The sequence below is a fragment of the Bacteroidales bacterium genome, assembly GCA_017521245.1.
In the GTDB taxonomy this organism is placed as follows: Bacteria; Bacteroidota; Bacteroidia; order Bacteroidales; family G3-4614; genus Caccoplasma_A.
On sequence record JAFXDI010000001.1, the window covers coordinates 125431 to 145981 of the forward strand.

The 20551-nt window shown below is 36.4% G+C and carries 16 protein-coding genes and 2 tRNA genes; 2 read left to right on the top strand and 16 right to left on the bottom strand.

All coding sequences use genetic code 11. The features are described 5' to 3' along the window. Nucleotides 1-174: 174 nt before the first annotated feature. The 15 genes from IKK64_00555 to IKK64_00625 all read right to left on the bottom strand — a co-directional run bounded on the left by IKK64_00555 (nucleotide 175) and on the right by IKK64_00625 (nucleotide 15844). A tRNA-Gly gene (locus IKK64_00555) sits at nucleotides 175-247 on the bottom strand. Nucleotides 248-324: 77 nt separating this feature from the next. Then, nucleotides 325-398, bottom strand: a tRNA-Arg gene (locus IKK64_00560). Between the two features lie 153 nt (nucleotides 399-551). Beyond that, nucleotides 552-1988 carry a rod shape-determining protein RodA gene (locus IKK64_00565; protein ID MBR4118552.1) on the bottom strand — a complete coding sequence of 479 codons (1437 nt, stop codon included), beginning with the start codon at nucleotides 1986-1988 and terminating at the stop codon, nucleotides 552-554. Between the two features lies 1 nt (nucleotide 1989). Beyond that, nucleotides 1990-3852, bottom strand: a complete 1863-nt coding sequence (mrdA, locus tag IKK64_00570) for a penicillin-binding protein 2 (protein ID MBR4118553.1) — start codon at nucleotides 3850-3852, stop codon at nucleotides 1990-1992. Further along, nucleotides 3849-4361 (bottom strand): rod shape-determining protein MreD, encoded by a 513-nt coding sequence (gene mreD / locus IKK64_00575; GenBank protein ID MBR4118554.1) that lies wholly within the window; start codon nucleotides 4359-4361, stop codon nucleotides 3849-3851. The genes mrdA and mreD overlap by 4 nt, the downstream gene beginning before the upstream one ends. Further along, nucleotides 4358-5191 carry a rod shape-determining protein MreC gene (gene mreC, locus IKK64_00580; GenBank protein ID MBR4118555.1) on the bottom strand — a complete coding sequence of 278 codons (834 nt, stop codon included), beginning with the start codon at nucleotides 5189-5191 and terminating at the stop codon, nucleotides 4358-4360. The genes mreD and mreC overlap by 4 nt, the downstream gene beginning before the upstream one ends. A 19-nt stretch (nucleotides 5192-5210) precedes the next feature. Further along, entirely contained in the window at nucleotides 5211-6230 is a 1020-nt protein-coding gene (locus IKK64_00585) for a rod shape-determining protein (protein MBR4118556.1), read from the bottom strand. Nucleotides 6231-6233: 3 nt separating this feature from the next. After that, nucleotides 6234-7757: a bifunctional phosphoribosylaminoimidazolecarboxamide formyltransferase/IMP cyclohydrolase gene (gene purH, locus IKK64_00590; protein MBR4118557.1), complete on the bottom strand. Its 1524-nt coding sequence runs from the start codon at nucleotides 7755-7757 to the stop codon at nucleotides 6234-6236. Nucleotides 7758-7865: 108 nt separating this feature from the next. After that, the gene (locus IKK64_00595; protein ID MBR4118558.1) at nucleotides 7866-9680 is read right to left on the bottom strand and encodes a U32 family peptidase; all 1815 of its coding nucleotides are present in this window, start codon (nucleotides 9678-9680) and stop codon (nucleotides 7866-7868) included. 7 nt (nucleotides 9681-9687) lie between these two features. Beyond that, nucleotides 9688-10605: a homoserine O-succinyltransferase gene (gene metA, locus IKK64_00600; GenBank protein ID MBR4118559.1), complete on the bottom strand. Its 918-nt coding sequence runs from the start codon at nucleotides 10603-10605 to the stop codon at nucleotides 9688-9690. Between the two features lie 23 nt (nucleotides 10606-10628). After that, the gene (locus tag IKK64_00605) at nucleotides 10629-11405 is read right to left on the bottom strand and encodes a PorT family protein (protein ID MBR4118560.1); all 777 of its coding nucleotides are present in this window, start codon (nucleotides 11403-11405) and stop codon (nucleotides 10629-10631) included. A gap of 22 nt (nucleotides 11406-11427) precedes the next feature. Beyond that, on the bottom strand, nucleotides 11428-12651 hold the full coding sequence (locus IKK64_00610; GenBank protein MBR4118561.1) for a PCMD domain-containing protein: 1224 nt from the start codon (nucleotides 12649-12651) through the stop codon (nucleotides 11428-11430). A 174-nt stretch (nucleotides 12652-12825) separates the two neighbouring features. Next, nucleotides 12826-13764 carry a ribose-phosphate pyrophosphokinase gene (locus tag IKK64_00615; protein ID MBR4118562.1) on the bottom strand — a complete coding sequence of 313 codons (939 nt, stop codon included), beginning with the start codon at nucleotides 13762-13764 and terminating at the stop codon, nucleotides 12826-12828. A gap of 92 nt (nucleotides 13765-13856) precedes the next feature. After that, nucleotides 13857-15530 (bottom strand): alpha-amylase family protein, encoded by a 1674-nt coding sequence (locus IKK64_00620; GenBank protein MBR4118563.1) that lies wholly within the window; start codon nucleotides 15528-15530, stop codon nucleotides 13857-13859. A gap of 14 nt (nucleotides 15531-15544) precedes the next feature. Continuing rightward, a complete protein-coding gene (locus IKK64_00625) occupies nucleotides 15545-15844 on the bottom strand; it encodes a Dabb family protein (GenBank protein ID MBR4118564.1) in 300 nt (99 codons plus the stop codon). Between the two features lie 141 nt (nucleotides 15845-15985). On the opposite strand from IKK64_00625, the gene IKK64_00630 reads away from it, so the two are divergent. Together IKK64_00630 and IKK64_00635 are read left to right on the top strand one after the other, a co-directional pair. Further along, the gene (locus IKK64_00630) at nucleotides 15986-17398 is read left to right on the top strand and encodes a transporter substrate-binding domain-containing protein (protein ID MBR4118565.1); all 1413 of its coding nucleotides are present in this window, start codon (nucleotides 15986-15988) and stop codon (nucleotides 17396-17398) included. Nucleotides 17399-17568: 170 nt separating this feature from the next. Next, nucleotides 17569-18114, top strand: coding sequence for a DUF3332 domain-containing protein (locus IKK64_00635; GenBank protein MBR4118566.1), 546 nt, complete (start codon nucleotides 17569-17571; stop codon nucleotides 18112-18114). Nucleotides 18115-18220: 106 nt separating this feature from the next. Here IKK64_00635 and IKK64_00640 read toward each other — a convergent pair whose 3' ends face one another. Next, nucleotides 18221-20536: a patatin-like phospholipase family protein gene (locus IKK64_00640; protein ID MBR4118567.1), complete on the bottom strand. Its 2316-nt coding sequence runs from the start codon at nucleotides 20534-20536 to the stop codon at nucleotides 18221-18223. Between the last annotated feature and the right edge of the window lie 15 nt (nucleotides 20537-20551).

The following is a 20551-nucleotide window of genomic DNA, read 5'->3' on the forward strand; positions in this document are numbered from 1 at the left end:
AAAAAAGAAGCTTGAAATTGTCATAACTGCTCTTTTATGGCGTTACACTTGACAATTCAACTTCTTGGGCGAATATATATTGTCATCCTAAATTTGGCGGTCTGTATTACTCTACAAACCTGTGAGAGTGTTTTTCATATTTACCGCTGTACCCTCACTCGTTTTGGATGTTAGAGCGGGAAACGGGGCTCAAACCCGCGACCCTCAGCTTGGAAGGCTGATGCTCTATCAACTGAGCTATTCCCGCATTTTTAGTGGAGAAGTTTCCCTTTAACCACTATTAAGGTTTCCCTTAAAAAAAACTGTACTTAAGTACAATCTTTGTGATTCCAGCAGGATTCAAACCTGCAACCTTCTGATCCGTAGTCAGATGCTCTATTCAATTAAGCTATGGAACCGTTTTCCGAATGCAAAAGTACTACAATTTTTTTAATTGGCAATACTTTTATTCAACTTTTTTTTAAAATATTTTTTATGTTCTTTCTATATTATTGATTGATAGCGAACTATGATACTACTATGTTTTTCAAAAAGGTTGATAATATATTCATTTAATAGCCTCTTTCGGTACGAGAGGCATCAATCCGTAGCAGAATAAATAGTAAAATAGTAAACGACCACAACGAAGAGCCTCCGTATGAGAAGAAGGGTAGGGGTATTCCAATTACAGGAGATATTCCCAGAACCATTCCAAGATTAATTACTATGTGAAATATAAATATAGATGCAACACAATAACCATAAACTCTTGCAAAGGCATCGCGTTGTCGTTCTGCCAAAGTAATAATCCTTAATACTAATGAAACGTACAATAAAATTAAGAATGTTGAACCAACAAAACCAAACTCCTCGCCTACGGTACAGAATATAAAGTCGGTATCCTGCTCAGGTACATATTTAAGTTTTGTTTGTGTTCCCGATAAGTATCCTTTGCCAAAGAAACCTCCGGAGCCAATTGCTATTTTAGATTGGTTTACATTATAACCCACTCCTCGTGGATCATCTTCCATACCAAACGAAACCTTTATTCTTGATTGTTGGTGAGGTTCCAATACATTATTAAACATGTAATTTACTGATAGCATAAAAAGTATTGATGCCACAGCAATACCTATTGGTAAAAGTAGTTTTGTTGTGTTTGTCTTAACAGATAGAATAAAGGTGTATATTGATGTAGCCAAAATCATTGCATACAAAGCATATTCCCAATTTACAGGAGTAAATATGTTTATAATTCCAGTGATCAATGCAATAGAGGAGCATATTATAAGCATATTTCTAAACGTTCCACGCTTCTTATATCTCAATGTTGTCATCATTACCAATACTCCTAATATTAAGATTAGTACCAATAAATCACCAACGCAAGTTATCCCCCAGAATGTTTCGGCATATTTAAGAGCCAATATAAAATATGTAATAGAGCCAACTCCTGTCAAAAGAATTAGTCCCGACATTCCCTCTCTGAAAAGAACTAACGTAAATGCTAAATATACGAGAGCCGATCCTGTCTCTCTCTGAAGTATTATTATCAAAGCAGGAACTACAATAAGCAATATTGCCTTAACAAGATTTGATAAATTTTTGAGTGTAAAGTTATATGCACTTATAAACCGAGCAAGGCATAATGCTACTGTAAATTTCGAAAACTCAGCAGGTTGTACCCTTACAGGTCCAAGAACAATCCACGAGTGTGAGCCTTTTACATTTGGAGCAATAAATATGGTTAATATCAGTATAAATATAGTTAAGGCATATAGGGGATAGGCGTATGCTTCAAATTTGCGATGATCTATTGATAATATACCAAAAGCCAAAATTGTAGTAAGTCCCATCCATAAAAGTTGCTTACCGGCACGGCTATCCATGCTAAAAATTGATGTGTCATCAAAGTTATAACTTGCGGCATAGATGGTAACCCAGCCCCATAAGACCAGTATTATATAGAGAACCAACGTAGGTTTGTCAATTTGTGACAATATGTTTATGTTAGTGTTTCTTGACGCCACTGTAAATAATTGTGTTTGAGTTAGCCATTCTCTCTTCTAATGGTTTGCGGTCTGTTGCAATAGTGTCGTTTAGGAACTTCTCCATCATTAAACTGCCTATTGGAACTGCGTATGTTGCACCAAAACCTGCGTTCTCAACATATACCGCTATAGCAATTTTAGGATTGTTTTTAGGAGCAAATCCCATAAATGCTGAGTGGTCTCTACCATGAGGGTTTTGTGCAGTACCGGTCTTACCACAAACATCTACTCCTTCAATCTCTCCTATGCGGCATGTTCCGTCAGTTACAGCCATACGCATACCCTCAACAATATCTTCATAGTATTTACTTTCAACCATTGTGGTGTGGCGTTTAGTGTATATAGAGTCAATTTCAGAGTCTTGTATCTGCTTTACAACGTGAGGGGTATAATAGTAACCACGGTTGGCGATAGTCGCAGATAGGTTGGCAATCTGTAAAGGAGTTGCTAACACCTCGCCCTGACCAATAGATACTGAAATTATAGTTAGTGCCTTCCAGCGTCCTTTTCTGTAATACTTGTCGTAATATTCGCTATTGGGTATAAAACCACGTTTCTCTCCGGGTAGGTCAACACCTAATTTATAACCATATCCCATTGAAACCATATAGTCTTTCCATAGAGTAAATGCCTCATCTGTACGTTCATATTTTGTTCTGTTGTCGAGCATTGCCTTAAATCCGTAGCAGAAATATGCGTTGCACGATGTTGCTAATGCAGGTTTCATAGCAATAGGGGCACTGTGAGGGTGACATCCCACTTTAAGCCTTCCTGAGATAAATCCTCCATGACAAGGGTATGATGTAGATGGTTTTATGATGCCCTCTTGTAAGAATATTAACGATTGAGTTGGTTTAAAAGTAGAGCCGGGAGGATATGTTCCCATGATAGTCCTGTCGTACAAAGGTTTATATTTGTCTTTTACAAGTTTTGCATAGTTTTTACCTCTTTCTCTACCAACCAGTGATGAGGGTTTGTATGTAGGAGCAGATACCATAGCCAATATCTCTCCGGTAGATGGCTCAATGGCAACTATTGCACCAATTTTATTTTGCATCAAATACTCTCCGTATGCCTGAAGTTCGGCATCAATAGAGAGTGTTAAGTTTTTGCCCGATACAGGTGCTTCGTTATATTTACCATTCTCATACTCTCCCTTAATTCTACCCTTTGAGTCGCGAAGAAGAATTTCAATACCCTTCTCTCCACGAAGATATTTCTCATACGATTTCTCAATACCCAAGTCGCCAGTATAGTCTCCTGATTTGTAGTATGAGTCATTCTCAATATCCGATGAGGAAACCTCTCTGATATTGCCTAAAAGAGAACCGGCAATGTCATATTTATATTCTCTGATAACCCTGTTCTGAACATATATACCGGTGAACTTATACAAAACCTCTTGAAGTCTTCCGTACTCCTCAGCCGACATTTGAGATATTAAAAGTTGCGGAGTATATGATGAATAACTTGGATTGTAGCGTCTATCCTTCATTCTCTTTACCTTTTGTTCAAACTCCTCTTTTGTAATATCTATTGCATTACAAAAAGCCAAAGTATCAAACTCCTTAACTTCGCGTGGAATCATCATCACATCGTAAGCCGATTGATTATAAACCATCAAACGTCCCTCTCTGTCATAAATCATACCTCTTGACGGATATTGAACCTTTTTCAGAAAAGCATTGCCCTCGGCAAAACGCCTATAATCGGTATCAACTATTTGTAGCATAAATAGTCGAACAATATATATAATGGCAATAACAACAATAAATCCGCCAATAATATATTTCCTCTTTTCAAGATTGTAGTCCTTTCTCATCTTTTCTCTTTAAGAATATACTCTGCACACATAATCATTATGTAAGTAAACAGAGTGCTGGTTACTATCTTAAGTATAAGATGGAGAGGGGAGTATAGTGAAAACGATTGAACTATAAATACTAAGGCAGAGAATGTAAATGCTGTAATAAGGGCATACACTGTAAATGGAGCAGTACCCAATGTCCTTATTGAAGGGTACATTGTTCCATAGTCATCCTCATGTTGTAAAACCAAAGTAATGAAAGGTCTTCGCATAAAAGCTGTGACAACTGACGATAATGTATATACCCCGGGTGTTGAGAAAAACATATCTATTGTAAGTCCCATAGCAAAAGCAACGGTCATAACAATATTGGGAGAGGTAGAAACAGGAAGTTTCATTATTAGATATAAAAATAAAAATGGTGTAGCAACACCCCATAATGCAATGTTGCTAAGTAAGGTTACTTGCAAAATAATCAATACAACTGCAAGTATAAAATAATATCCTACTGTAACCCTTTTCATTTTGCTTTTAATAACTCTTGTTCTTCTCTCTCTATGTTGTCAATAATGCAAACATCTCCTAGTTTAAAGTAGTCAGTAGATAGTTTAACTTTTATAGCATTAAAGTTGTCGTTCTTCTGACGTGATGACTCCTCAACTGTTCCAATCATCAAACCTTCGGGAAACACAGAAGAGTATCCACTTGTTATAATAGTGTCGCCTCTCTCAAACTCAACGTGTCGAGGTAACTCTTCAAGGATAGCATATTCTGCCGATTTGCCATCCCATATTAAAGAGCCAAAATAGCCGCTATTTTTAAGTTTGCAACTCAATCTTAATTTGGGATTGAGAATTGAAATTACCAAAGAGTAATTATCAGATACTGTGCTTATGATACCAACAACACCCGAGCGGTTTATCACACCCATTCCCTCTTTAATGCCGTCAACTAAACCTCTGTTTATAGTTATGTAGTTGTGTGCATTAGTAGTTGTAACATTCACAGGACGGGCAATCCCAATAAGTTTGTTCTTTTGAATAAGCCCTTTTGAGTATTCCTCAATATTGCTCTCTTCGTTTATTTGTTCAATCTCCTCTTTTAGTAGCGATAGTTGTAATTGTAGTTCACTATTGCTTTGTTGTAGTTCGGTATTGATTTCTCTTAACCCAATATATCCGGTAATATTATCTATTATTGAGTAGTATCTACCGGCAACAGCATTTGCCGAATTAAAATAGACACTCTCTTGGTATGGGTTAAAACGCAACAACAGTATAATCGATATTGTAACATAAATTACAAATACGAATATACTGCTATGTGCTATTATAAAATCAATCAACCTGCGCATATCGCAATATTAGAGCCGATTATCGCATTAAGAAGTTGAAACGGTCAATGTTCTTCAAGGCAATACCAGTACCTTTTGCAACCGAGTGTAATGGATCCTCTGCAATGTGGAATGGAATACCAATCTTGTCGGTTAGACGTTTGTCCAAACCTCTTAGTAATGCACCACCACCTGCAAGATAAACTCCGTTTCTTACAATGTCGGCATACAACTCAGGAGGAGTTTGTTCCAATGCGCTCAAAACAGCGGCCTCAATTTTTGAAATTGATTTTTCAAGGCAGTGAGCAATCTCTTGATAGTTTACAGGAACCTCCATAGGAAGAGCGGTCATTCTGTTTGGACCATGAACAATGAAGTCTTCTGGTGGGTTATCCAACTCAGTTAAAACCGAGCCAACGTTTATTTTAATCTCTTCGGCAGTTCTCTCACCAACACGAACATTGTGTTGACGGCTCATATAGTCTTGAATATCAGAAGTTAGGTCATCGCCTGCAATACGTATTGATTTGTTTGACACAATACCTCCTAATGAAATAACAGCAATCTCGGTAGTACCACCACCTATATCAACAATCATATTTCCTTGTGGAGCCTCAACATCCAAACCAATACCAATAGCCGCAGCCATAGGTTCGTATATCATATATACATCTCTACCTCCGGCGTGTTCGGCAGAGTCACGTACTGCACGAATCTCAACCTCAGTACTTCCCGAAGGGATACATACTACCATTCTTAATGAAGGAGCAAACCAGTGTTTGTGTGTATCAACCTTCTTAATCATTCCGCGAATCATTTGCTCAGCTGCATAGAAGTCGGCAATCACACCATCGCGTAATGGACGTATAGTGGTAATGTTGGGGTGGGTCTTTCCGTGCATTTTGCGCGCAACCTCACCAACGGCAATAAGTTTGTCTGTTCTTTTATCCAAAGCAACCACCGAAGGCTCATCAACAATCACTTTGCCGTTTTTTATAATAATTGTGTTGGCTGTACCCAAGTCAATAGCCAACTCTTGTGTAAATGAAAATAGTCCCATTTTTTAGTGTTTAAAGTGGCGAACGCCAGTAAATACCATTGCAATGTCGTTATTGTTGCAATATTCAATAGTTTCGTTGTCTCTAACTGAACCACCGGGTTGAATTACGGTATCAATACCCTCGTTGTGAGCAATCTCTACACAGTCAGCAAAGGGAAAGAAAGCATCCGAAGCCATAACAGAACCGTTAAGGTTAAATCCAAATGATTTTGCTTTCTCAATAGCGTGACGTAATGAATCAACGCGAGAAGTTTGTCCAACACCGCTTGCATAAAGTTGTTTTCCTTTTGCCAAAACAATAGCGTTAGATTTGCTATGTTTTACAATTTTATTAGCAAATAGTAAGTCTTCAACCTCTTCAGGAGAAACGGCTTTGTTTGTAACTTGTTTCAACTCTTCAGGTAACTCAACTTTTAAGTCACGCTCTTGCATAAGCACACCATTCAATAGTGAACGATATTGAACTTTTGCATCAATACCTCTCTTTTGAATAAGGATGATACGGTTTTTCTTTTGTTTTAAAATATCTAAAGCCTCTGCGGTGTACGAAGGAGCAATAATAATTTCAAAGAAAAGTTTATTAACCTCTTCAGCAGTAGCAGCATCAACCTCAGCATTTGCTATTAATACACCACCGAATGCCGAAACAGGATCTCCTGCAAGAGCACACTTCCAAGCCTCAAGAAGAGTGGGGCGAGAAGCCAATCCGCAAGCGTTGTTGTGTTTAAGAATTGCGAAGGTGGTCTCATCAAATTCTGAAATCAAACTTACGGCAGCATCAATATCCAACAAGTTATTGTAAGAAATCTCTTTACCATGAATTTGTTCAAACATTTCGTTGAAGTTACCAAAGAACGCTCCTTTTTGGTGAGGGTTTTCGCCATAACGCAACGATTTAGCATTGTCAGCAGCAGCTCTGAAAGCCGATTGCTCACCACCATCAAAGTAGTTGAAGATAGCAGAATCGTACGAAGAAGAAACCGCAAATGCCTCTTTGGCAAACCAGCGACGCTCCTCTAATGTTGAGGCTGCACCGTTTTTGTTAAGCATCTCCATTAAGGGAGCATATTGTCCTTTTGATGCAACAATTACAACATCGTTATAGTTTTTTGCTGCACCTCTGATTAGAGAAATTCCACCAATATCAATTTTCTCAATAATATCAGCATCGCTTGCTCCCGATGCCACAGTCTCTTCAAAAGGATACAAATCCACAATAACAAGATCAATCTCTTCAATACCATATTGTTGAGCTTGTTGCATATCTTGTTCAAGGTTGCGGCGGCAAAGAATACCACCAAAAATAGCAGGGTGCAAGGTTTTAACGCGACCACCAAAAATAGATGGATATGTAGTTAATTGCTCTACTGGAGTACATTCAATACCTAATGACTCAATAAATTTTTGAGTACCACCAGTTGAGATAAATTTAACACCTTCAGCGTCTAGCTTTTTAATAATCTCGTCTAATCCGTCTTTGTAAAATACGGATACTAATGCTGTTTTAATTTTTTTAGTCTCTATCATAGTAAAAAGAATTTTCAAACTACAAATTTAGAAAATAATCTCTACTTTCCCTCATATTTTGAAAGAAAGTTTTAAACAATATAATCTATCAATTTTTTGAGAGAAAAGTTATATTTTTTTTATAACCATTTTACACTCCTTGCAGTTGAAGTGGAGTTGTAATTTTGTTTTACCCGAAACAAGGAATAGAGGATCTTTCCACTCTTTTCCGTTGCAGGTTTTTAAACATTTGCCACAAGTGCGGCGAATGCAGTGTAGAGTAGTCATCAATGGAGCATCCTCAACAGGATTTAATTCGTATGCACGAGATATTTTTTTTACTCCACGTTCAAGGTAAAACTCTTCTGCTTTACTATTTGCAATGTTTAGCTCAAAACTTAATTCCTCCTGATGATAACAAGGGAGTGAATCTCTTTTTCGTTCAGGTCGTGTATAGTTTTTCATACGACTTCCAATAAGACGTTCAACGGCATCACGCCTCATCTTTGCCAAGATTGAAGAAGGAATAAATAAATCTTTAGTCTTCTCTATCGCAATCTCTATTGCCACAAAAGGAGTATTCCCCAGTTTAGAGAGTTGTGTTTGTTGGTTTACCTCTTGAGCAGTTTTAGCAACTTCTAAAACTTTAATCTCCTCTTTAATTGTAACAGAATTATTATCCTCATCACAAATTTGCAACATTAAAAAAGGTTGAGAGTAACTCAAACTCATTTTTATAGCAATTCTACGCTCGGCAGTAGGCGAGGCGAGGAGTTTTGAGAACTTAATATCACTATTGCGGAATATTATATCACCACACTTAATCTCTGGCATTGAAGAAGGATACAATCTATTTCCTTCCACCCTGTTAACGCCAAAACCTGAGAATTTTCCATCTTTAGAGGTAAAGCAAAGTCCGTCACCATTGTGTAGCTCTACATTTGAAGAAACTTCGATAAAATTAGAGTTAACCAATTTAACCATACCAATCTCCTCTCCAATAGATTTAGGAGTGTTGATAGAGGCAATATTACAGAAACTCTTATCTCCAACGTAGTAGGGTGTAAATCCCCTATTAAAACTCTTATATGGGTTTGGTGTAAAATTAACTTTTACACTTCCCGAAGAGGCGGCAACATACTCCTTGCGTCTAGAGAAAATCTCATCCAAAATTCCTCGATAGTAAGAAGTTATATTTTTTACATACTCAACATCCTTAAGCCTTCCTTCAATCTTTAATGAGGTAACACCTGCATCCAGCAGAGCCTCAATAGAGTTGCTTCTGTTCATATCTTTTAGCGACAAAAGATGCTTATCCTTAGCAAGTATATTACCATCAGCATCTTCAAGATTATATGCTAATCTACAAAACTGAGCACACTCACCTCTGTTGGCACTTCTGTTTGCTAAAGCCTGACTCAAGTAGCATCTTCCACTATAACTAACGCATAACGCCCCATGAATAAAAACCTCTATTGGAACATTTGAGTTGTTGCAAATCTCTCCAATTTGAGAGATGTTGAGTTCTCTTGCTAATACAATTTGCGAGAATCCCGATTCCTCTAAAAACTTAACTTGCTCAATGGATGTATTGTGGCATTGTGTACTTGCATGAAGTTGAATAGGAGGTATGTTCATCTTCGTGATACCCATATCCTGTACAATAAGAGCATCAACACCTATTTCGTATAGAGAGGTGATTATCTCTTCAACCTCTTTAATCTCCTCGTCCTTTATGATTGTATTAAGAGCAACATAAACTTTAGCCCCATATAAGTGAGCAAACTCAACCAGCGAGGCAATTTCATTTATGCTGTTTCCTGCCGCAACTCTGGCACTGAACTTTGGAGCACCTATATACACAGCATCAGCACCATGGAGAATTGCTTCTCGTGCAATATTAGTATCTCGTGCAGGGGATAGTAACTCAATACGACGAGGCATAATACTCTTATTTAATTGATTTTATATCGTATGGAGTCTCTTGATATACAAAGTAGTTTAACCAATTTGAAAATAGTAAATTGGCATGTGCTCGCCACTTAACCTGAGGATCTTTTGAGGTGTCGTTATTAGGGAAATAGTTTTGAGGAATTTGAATTTCCAATCCTTTATTTTTGTCTCGGAAATACTCATCTTTAAGAGTATTGGGAGAGTATTCAGAGTGACCGGTAATAAAAATCTCACGACCATTTCTTGCCATAAGCATATATATACCGGCTTCATCACTCTCTGAAAGAATCTCTATCTCTTTAATCTTATCAATGTCTTCTCTTCTAATTTCAGAGTGTCTACTGTGAGGAGCATAAAACTCATCATCAAACCCTCTGAATATAGGATTCTTACGATTATATACCGAATGGCAGAAAACGCCAAACATCTTTTCCGAAAGAGGATATTTAGGAACTTTATAGTAGTAGTTCAAAGCAGCTTGTGCTGCCCAACATATAAACAAAGTAGATGTAACATGAGTTCTTGCCCAATCAAAAATTTCTGTAAGTTCGTTCCAGTACGAAACATCAGTAAATTCAAGTTGTTCAACAGGAGCTCCTGTAACAATCATACCATCGTAGTTGTCCTTTTTTATAAGAGAAAACTCTTTGTAGAAAGCCTCCATATGTTCTATGGGGGTATTCTTTGAAACATGTCCCGAAATCTTCATAAAATCAATCTCAATCTGTAAAGGGGAGTTTGAGAGTAATCTTATCAAATCAGTCTCAGTTGTAATTTTGAGAGGCATTAGATTTAAAATCACAAGTTTAAGCGGACGAATATCCTGTGATGACGCCCTTTGAGAGTCCATCACAAATATATTCTCTTGCTTTAATAAATCTACTGCAGGAAGATTTACGGGAATAGTTAAAGGCATACTCTTCTTTTAATATTAGTTAATTAAAATACATAACCAAAGCCTATGTTGAAATAGACATTGAACATATTAAAACTCATTGCGGTAAAGTCGCTTTTGAAAAGAGGAATACAACCCCAAGTCAAATCTCCTGATATTAAAAGGTGTTTATAAGGGATAAAGTCCACTCCAACTTGCACACCGGCATCAACCTTACGCATATCATCCGTAAAGTCATAAACTGCATCAACGCCATCAACACGAGGTCCTATTGGAGAACCATCACGCATATATCCGTTAGTTGCAGTACCCGAGAACTCTCCATTAACCATAAATGAAGCATATCCACCAAATTTAAGGTCCCAACGTGGAGATATATCGTAAACTGCCAATAGAGGGATAGTTATGTAGTTATTACGAACTTTTGTTGTAACATCACCAGTGAAAACACCTTCAATAGTAGAACCATCCATTGATACTACCAGTTGATAATTCTTCACCGAGGTATCAGTTTGCATACCTTTTATATCAAATTTAATACCCGATTGCAAACCCCATTTGTTGTTGAAATTATATTGGGCAGTACCTGATATTGTAAAAGAGAATGTAGGCTTAAATGAATTAATTGTTCTAATCTCAGCGGGGAGTCCCATAGGAGCAGTACCTCCAAGATTAAAACCAGCCTTTGCTGCAAAAACAAATCTGTCGGCAGGAGCAGCCTTTTCAATACGTTTTTCTCTAACTCTTACTTTAGCGGCGTTTATATCCTCAATAGTCAAGCAAGCCAATATAAGAACCAATATTATATATATCTTTTTCATTCTTTATCTATTTAAAATATGATTATTCGCAAATTAACTCAACATCATCAACCCAAAGTTTACTACCGGGGGCACCTTGGAACTCTGCTCCATAGTAACTTGATGAGAATACGATAGTAATACTATACTCGTATTTAGCCAAACGAGCAGGATCTATCTCTTTTGAGAAGGTAAATGGTAACTCTTTAAATACATATTCGTTAGGATAACCCTCTTCGTTAGTAGGAGTTCCATATTTATCATTGTCAGAAAGAATTGCTCTACCAACCTCAGCCTCACTCGAAAGAATAGTCTTACCATCTAAGTAATTTTTACCTTTATATAGTTCTTTCGCTTTAACGTTGTCAAACATTACGGCATATATAGCAGCATAGTCTTTGTTGTCAATGTTTTGATTATTTCCGCTATTGTCGTTGTCTTTTGTACGTATGCCAGTAATATCTCCATTGGCATCATAAATATTAATTTCACCACCGCTTTTGTACTTAAACCAAACTTTTAGAGATTTAGGTTTTTTATTGAAAGGCATACCAAAGCGAGTCGCTTTCATCTGCTCTTTCATAATGTTGATACCTTTACCTGAGAACTCTCCAATAAAAAGGTTTCCAGCTGCAAGAGGAGAGCCTTGACCAATTGCACCAACATAACGAGTCTCCAATATTGTAGCGTATGCCCCATTGTGAGCATCATCTTGAGATAGCGTTTTGTAGGTAGGATAGTCAGAAGGTTTTTTACCATTACCAGTAATTCTGTATCCCATATTGCCCGAAGCCCAGATGTAAAGATCCGAAACATTACCGTCTTCATCCATTAACTTCTCAAAACAGTCATCATATACACCAGTAGTTGAGCGGTTCTCCGACCAATTCTCAAAATAGTATTCAGTAGGGAATGTCATATCGAGGATTCTCACTTCGTGAGTCTTTTTCCAATTACCATCCTCTGATATAACCTCAATTTCATGAGAAGTAGAGTAGTCAAAATTGTCATTACCTCTAATAATTTTTGCACCCTCAGATAGAACAAACGAAATGTCAGTTATATTTTTTCTATCACCATATGCACCAGGAGAGATAAATATGGTTATACGTTCATTCTCAACTTTTTTACTTATTATAACATCTTTTCCCAATAATACATCAACAATATCGGCCTCTGCATTAGGTAACTCATCTTTAATACAACTGGTAAAAACCATTAAAGGCAATACCGAAGTAAAGATAATTTGCTTAATCGATTTTTTCATTCTTAAAGTGTTTAATATTTCTCTGTTATTTTTCGGGTGCAAAGATAATCATTTTTAGCGGAATAACCTCTAATTCTGCCCTAAAAACCAAATGAACTCTATCATAATAAAAAAAAGACTATCTCAACAAATTGTTGGATAGTCTCTTTCGGTAAATAATAATGTAGTATAATATTACATTATGTATTGTGAACTAATAGACTCATTATTGTGAGCACGACGAATTGTCTCTGCAAACATTTCGGCAATACTAATGATATGAGCTTTAGGACAATCTTTAGTAAAAGGTATGCTGTCTGAGAATATTAACTCTGTCATTTTTGAGTTTGTTACTCGTTCACTTGCAGGGTCAGACATTACGGCGTGACTTGCTATTGCACGAACCGATTTAGCACCTTTCTCAATCATTAGGTCGGCAGCTTTTGTAATTGTTCCCGCTGTATCAACCATATCATCAACAAGAATAACGTTTTTACCTTCAACATCACCAATAACCATCATACTCTCCACAACATTTGCTTTTGCTCTTTGTTTGTGGCAAAGAACAAGAGGTACACCAAAATATTTAGCGTAAGTACTTGCACGTTTTGAACCACCAACATCAGGCGAAGCAATAACCATATCCTCAAGTTTTAGAGATGCTATGTAATCAACAAAAACCGAAGAAGCATATAGGTGGTCAACAGGTACATTAAAGAAACCTTGTATTTGGTCAGCGTGAAGATCCATAGTAATCAATCTGTCAATACCGGCAACACTAAGTAAGTCTGCAATAAGTTTTGAAGCAATTGATACACGGGGACGATCTTTACGATCTTGACGTGCCCATCCAAAATATGGAACAACAGCAATAACTGATGCTGCTGATGCACGTTTAGCCGCATCAATCATAAGCAAAAGTTCCATCAAGTTGTCCGAGTTGGGGAATGTTGATTGTACTAAATATACCTCACAACCACGAATTGATTCTTCAAACGAAACAGCAAACTCTCCGTCTGCAAAGTGTTGAATAATCATGTTGCCGAGAGGACATCCTAAATTCTCACAAATTTTCTCTGCCAAATAGCGTGTGTTTGTTCCTGCAAATACCTTTACCGGTCTTTCGTTGCTCATTGTAGTCAGTTTTATATTTATTTTTAAATTATAGTCTCTCTTAAAAGTTTTACAAAAATAGTAATTTATTCTATGAAAATATTATAAAAGAACTATTTTTTTTGGGAGCATTTCCATATTGCTGTTTCGTATGCCAATAATTTAGTAGCAAAAGGAGTTTCTTGAGATATATTTCTAATCTCTTTCTCTCCCGAAATCAACTCTTTACAATTATATTCTCCTTCAGTGATTTTGAAATAATCAAAAAGATGCGAAGGAATATTAATGTTCAATTCAGCCTCTTGAGAGCGGAAGTTAACAGCCACAATATACAAATCTTTTTTATAGAAACGAGCAAACAGATAACTTCTACCTGTTGAGATAGCATCATTATTACCATTAACATACATCAAGTCAAAGAACAGACCATTGCTTATGGCTTTCTCTTTTGCTGCAATGTTAAGTAGTTTTTTATATTTATTTCTAATATCTTTCTGTTCTGCGGTTAAACCACGTAACCCTTTTTTAATCCAGCCCCTTACAGAGGGAACACTCCAATAATCAAAAATAGTAGTTCTTCCATCAGCACCGCTAAAGCCTTCAGCCTCTGTAGCCTTTTCACCAAGTTCTTGACCAAAATATAGCATAACAGGGTTGTTGTCAATTAATGCCGACAATGCAAACAGTGGGAATGCTCTATGAGGATCACCTGCAAAAAATTGCGAAGCAGAGCGTTGCTCATCATGGTTTTCTGTAAAGTGTAGCATATTCTCTTTAACATCGCCAATAGATTGCCACCATTTAGTAATAGCACCAGTGTGACGGCCTCTAACAATATCCTTAAGAGTGTCATAAAGTCCTACCTTATCATACAGATAAGTAAAACCGCCACGCTTAACATAGTTATAGTATTGGTTAGGATTATACACTTCAGCAATGAAAATAATATTAGAGTATCTCTCTTGAACTTGAGCAATACACCATTCCCAAAACTCAACAGGAACCATCTCTGCCATATCGCAACGAAAGGCATCAATGCCCTTTGAAGCCCAAAATAGGAGAATATCCCTCATTTTATACCAAGTGTCGGGTATAGGATTAAAATGACACCATCCAGTAGCGTAATCAACACCATAGTTCAATTTAATAGTCTCGTACCAGTCGTTTATTGAAGGAGAAGCAGTAAAACAATCGTTACCTGTAACCTTTGCAGGAAACTCGTTATAATGATTTTCACCCTCTCCAATGGCAAAAATCGGACTAAAGTTTTGCCCTGGTAAATAGTAGAAATTGTTTTGAGTTGAAAAAGCCCAATTATTGTTGTCATTGCCGCCCAAATCAACAGTGCCTTCTGGTGCAGCATCTGAAGCATATTGACGAGCAACGTGGTTAGGAACAAAGTCCATAATAACTTTCATTCCTGCCTCATGAGTTCTATTAATCAAAGCCTCAAACTCTTTCATTCTCAAAGGAACATCATCAGCCAAATCAGGATCAATATCATAATAATCCTTTATAGCGTAGGGTGAACCAGCCAATCCTTTAACAATAAATTTGTTATCTAGTTTAATACCATATTCCGAATAGTCGGTAGCGGTAGCGTGTTCAATAACACCTGTGTACCATATATGAGTAGTACCTAAACTTTTAATCTCTTTCAATCGTTCGGGAGTGAAATCCGAAAATTTACCAACTCCATTCTCCTTCAGTGTTCCGTTGGGAACACAATTTTCTGTGGTATTACCAAACAAACGAGGTAGTACCTGATATATAATAATTTTTTCCATTCAGTCTTTAAATATTAAAAAGTATAGTCAACACATGCTCTACCTGCTGCAACAGCCTTAAATATTGAAGCTGCGGCAACGTGGTCGGGATGAGTAGCGTAAGTAGCCAAATCCTCGTAGTTATTAAAAACGGTAGTAAGTGCCAAATCAAAACTTTCAGCAGGATTTTCGTTTATTTGAGCCTCAATAGAAACAAGACAAGAGATTTTTTCTGGCAAAGCCATAAGGGCATCTCTAAATTGTTCTAAAACTTTACGCTTATCTTCGGGGTTTTCAAAATCTTTAACCTTAAACAGAACTATATGTTTTACCATTTCTAATAATTATTTTTGTATCTTTGTAATAGTATTATCAATTTTTCATCTAAAAAGTAAGGATATTGAAGTATTTCAATAGTTTTACTTTGCAAAGATACGAATAAGTGAGCATATAACAAACAACTTGTTTCTTGTAATATGATTTCAAATAGATATAGATCAATTTTTAAAATAGCATTAATATCGTTACTGCTTATATATATCACCTCATGTGCTAATCGTGATAAAAAGGTTGTATATCGCGATTGGAATGAGATAAAAACTGAAGGGGTGCTACGAGCAATAACAATGCAAAACTCCACCTCATACTTTATATATCGAGGAGAGGAGATGGGGTGTGAATATGAACTTATAAAACAGTTTGCCGACAAACATAATCTACAACTCCAAATCATTGTAGCACAATCCTACGAAGAGATAATCACATTATTAAAAGAAGGGAAAGGCGATATTGTAGTATATGATATGCCACAGAATCTAAAAAAACGAAGAGCCTTCACCTATTGTGGCCCAGAGATGGTAACAACACAAGTATTGGTACAACGCTCCGACTCCACAGTAATAAAAAAAGTAAATGATTTGATATCTAAAACAGTGTATGTAGAGAGAGGAACTCGATATGAAATTCGGGCAAAAAACCTTAATGAAGAGTTAGGAGGAGGAATAACCATTCTCTACAACACACAAGATACATCAACCACCGAAGGATTTATAGATGCAGTTGCAAATGGAGAGATAGATTATACCATAACCGACAATGTAACAGCAGCACTGAACAAGAGTTACTATCAAAATCTAAATATAGGATTAACAGTAGGCTTTTCTCAAAGGAGTTCATGGCTGGTAAATAAAACAAGTAGTCAATTAGCAGATAGCGTAAACCTTTGGGTGGAGCAAAACAATAAAACTCAAAAATATATCACAACTCTTCAAAAATATTTCAAGATGAGTAAGTGGGGAAGTGAGCATATCTCTCCCAATGAGATGGCAATATCACTAAAAAATGGAGTAATCTCACCCTACGACCACTTATTTAAACAATATGCAGACTCTCTAGGCTGGGATTGGCGAATATTAGCATCAATGGCATATAACGAGTCTCAATTTGATTCATCACTTGTCTCGTGGGCAGGAGCAAAAGGAATGATGCAGTTGATGCCGGTAACAGCAAGATATTTTAGTGATGAGGGATGGAGTATGACAAATAATAGAGAAAATATTGCGGCAGCAACACGATATATAGCATCATTGAACAAAAGTTTAAGAAAAAGAGTTGAAGACAAAGAAGAACGAATAAAATTTATATTGGCATCATACAACTCAGGCTTAGGTCACATATTTGATGCAATAGCACTTGCCGAGAAGTATGGAAAGAATCCGCAAGAGTGGTTTGGAAATGTTGATGAAGCGTTGCTATTAAAGAATTTTCCCGAATATTATAACGATTCAGTATGTAGGTGCGGATATTTTAAGGGAAGAGAGACCATTGCCTACGTAATAAAAGTGATGGAACTCTATCAGTTTTATAAACAAAATATGCCTGAAGATTAATAGATTAAAAATCTAATCATCTTTTGAAACATTTTTTTATTTAAAAAAAGTAAAAAAAATATTGTTTATATAAATTTAATTATTTAGTTTTGGAACAATATTAAACCAATAAACTTTATTATTAACAGGAGCATTGCTCCATAGTATTCACTTATAAATTTTTATTTATTATGAAAAGAAACAAACTAAACATTGCGTTGGCATTAGTATTATGCTGCAGTTTGACTTTCTCATCTTGTATCGGATCATTTGGTCTAACTCACAAAACTCTTGATTGGAATAAGAGCATTGGTAGCAAATGGGTAAACGAAGTAGTATTCTTCTGCTTTATGATTATTCCTGTATATGAGATTACAGCATTAGCAGACGTATTGGTTATTAACTCAATTGAGTTCTGGAAAGGAACTAACCCTGTTTACGGAAGCAAATTTGTAGAGGGAGAGAATAGCAAATATGTAATCAACAACCACGAAAAAGGATATACTATCACAGATGAGAACACAAACGAAACTGTTGAGTTGGTATATGATAACACAGACGACAGCTGGAGTGCAGTAGTAAACGGAGAGAGCCACAAATTCTTAACATTTGTTGATGACAACAACGTAAACGTTTACGACCAATTTGGAAATGCAACAACAGTTGAGTTGAGCGAAAGCGGAGTATTGGCATACAAAGATGCAGTAAAAGCATTAATGCCTGTTGCTATGAAATAATCTAAACGCAACATAAGTAAAATAGGAGTATCAAGTAGATGCTCCTATTTTTTTTGTTAAACACAATTTATTGCAAATGAATATATGATATATATAATTGAATAATCTACTCAATAAATTTAGGGTTATACATAAGAATACCAAAGTTGATGCCAAAGTTCCAGTTTTTACTTGGGTATGAGTAGTAGTTGCCAAACAAACTAATTGAAGCAAAAGGCAAATTGTAAGCAAGAGTAATCTCTCCTAAGAACTCAGGATTTCGCATAAATTTACCATAAACAGTTTTATCCGGGTTAGTTGCTGATTGTTCAATCTTAAAGAATGGCATAAAACAATAAAAGTCACCTCTAAGTTGTAGATTCTTAACAATATGCCAAATAGGAATAACACCTGTGGCAATATATTGATTTGCTCTAAATGCCTCGTTAAATACCGTTTTACTATGAGGCGTTGGAGTAAAGGCGGGGGCTTGAATAATTGTAGAAGTATACGTATTATTAAAGTTCTTTGTAGAGAATAAAAAATCCCCTAAAACACCTATACCAAAATGTTTGTTAGGGTTAAAATATTTACTTGCATTAGCGTGCATAACCAACCATGAGTGTTGTTTATGGTATGTAGCACTACTCGCATTACCCGGTATATATTTTTCTTTACCCGATATAAACTCACCAACAATAGTAACCCTATTGCCAACCCAAGGATACATTAAATTATTAAGAGTGTTATGTTCAAATTTAACAGAACCCATAAAGAGACTATAATTACTCTTGTCGTTTGGAGTATTAGCATAATCAACAACATTTGTAGGGTAGTATTTGTCAGTTAAGTAACCATAACCCAACGAAATTTCTGCTTTACTACTAGTCAAGAATGGTAAACCAATTCTCACTTTAGCAAAGGCCTCTTGGTTTAAAATAAATGTAGGAGCCTCTTTCTGGACAAACAGACGTTCACTCTCGTAATACTTTTTTCTTGAGAATACTCCCATTAATTTTAAATATACAGGAACTTTGCTTGGTAATTCAAACTTAACCGAGGCCATTCCTGAGTTATATGCCCTACCAATATATCCGTTAAGGTCAACATCTAACGAGTAGAGACTTAGAGTTTTATATTTGGCATCTAAGTACATCATATTTGTGCTACCCGAAGAAACGTATCCACCCAATCCAAACTCAAAATTATCTTTGAGGTTTGCGTTAAGAACTAACGAGAATACCCCTGTTGAATCGTTGTAAACGGCATGAGGAAGCATATCCGAAATCTTATTATCCGACATAAGTTTATAATAAGCATTCTCCATACCTTTTATGTTGAGAATACCGGCAGAATCTTTTTCAACCTCAAACTGTTTACGTATAAATGATTGTTGAGTATTATTACCACCGTTAACAATAATCTTATCAAAAACAAGCTCAGGAGTTTTGCTCTTCCACTCAGCACGTTGCATGGTTTTAGCAGCAAGAGGAACACGCCTGTCAATCCTACTCTTAATAGAATCAGCCATATCCAGACCTTTTTGATAACCCAATGCAAAAATCATATCTGCTTCAGGAAAGTCCAATAATCCAACTATCGTATCCAGTTTAAAAGAAATCAGCACTCCCTCATCTTCATCAACATTGTAGTCGGTTTTTTGCATAACCATGGCATCAATTTGAGCCATAAGGTTGCCATCTTTGGGATTTGTTGGATTACTTGCAACTTTGCTGCCAATAATAAAATCGGGAGCAAAATCCTCTCTCATAACATCAATAGGGAAGTTATTATATATCCCACCATCGTATAGTAAGATACTATCCTTCTCAATAGGCTTGAAAACAAAGGGGAAAGTCATTGACGCTCTAACAGCATCCCCTAAATCGCCACCTCTAAAAGTAACCGCTTTTTTGTTATATACATCTGAGGCAACGCATCTAAACGGAACAAAAAGATTATCAAAATTGCCATTCGATTGAGCAGTGTATATTGAAAAGAGTTGAAGAAATCCGTAGTTCATAGGAACAGGATTAATCAAACTCGAAGGCAAAAAAGTTGTAGTCACCTTTTTACTACCTTCGGCAAGTCCCATATTTAAAGAAACAAAGCGAGGAGAAGGATCGTTTTTTCTAAAGTAGTATTGTTGCTCTTTGTTAATAATCCCGGTACTCCAACTCTCAAACTGAGAAGATTTAACAACCTCCATCATCTCCTCAGGGGTATATCCCATAGCATAAAGAGCTCCAACGATAGCTCCCATCGAAGTTCCTGCTACGTAATCGATAGGAATTTCATTCTCTTCAAGAGCCTTAATAACACCAATATGAGCAATACCTTTTGCACCGCCACCACTCATAACCAAACCCACACTTTGAGCAAAAGTGTGGGTTGTAGTAATTATAAGTATAATAAAAAGCAAAAGTTTATGAATAAATCTCATATTGCTCTAAATTGA